The organism is Psychrobacter sp. 1U2 (assembly GCF_051847575.1).
This window is the reverse complement of sequence record NZ_JBPYDC010001616.1, coordinates 1-558: the sequence shown is the minus strand read 5'-3', so window position 1 is coordinate 558 and position 558 is coordinate 1. Positions and strand designations below refer to the sequence as shown.

Annotated in this window: 1 protein-coding gene; it reads left to right on the top strand. The window is 44.6% G+C overall.

Going from position 1 to position 558, the window contains the following annotated elements:
• Positions 1-491, top strand: a 491-nt coding sequence (locus ACS8FD_RS23475) for a glycosyltransferase family 2 protein (RefSeq protein ID WP_439277622.1), incomplete at its 5' end; no start/stop codon positions are given.
• Positions 492-558 lie beyond the last annotated feature (67 nt).

The window sequence follows — 558 nt, the reverse complement described above, 5'->3', positions numbered from 1 at the left end:
TAAGTTGTGAGTATCGTTGTGTGGGACGGGTACGAGGTTTGGGTATTCGACATGCGATCACACAGGGGGCGACGTGGATTGCTTGTACAGACGCTGACACGGTTGTGACTACAGATTGGCTATTGCAACAAATCGCTCATATAACTCAGCAGTCGACTGATATGATTTGCGGTGTGGTAAGTATCGATGACTGGACAAACTTGTCACCGCAAACGCGACACGATTATGTTGCTCACTATCAAGACAAGATGGGACATCGGCATATTCATGGAGCAAATTTGAGTTTTAGTAGTCGAGCTTACCTTGCTGTTGGTGGCTTTAGTCTCCTACCATGTCATGAAGATGTGGATTTGGTCAAAAAATTTGAGACCCAAGGTTATGCTATCACTTGGAGCAATCGCGTGCGAGTCATCACCAGTAGCCGGGTAAACGGCCGGGTAAATGACGGTTTTGCCGCGTTTTTATCAAATTTGGAACAAAGCAATTTATAGTTGTCATTAGGGCATGGCAACTTATGCTCTACATTATCGACCTCTTGATTCTCTTGACTGATAATTA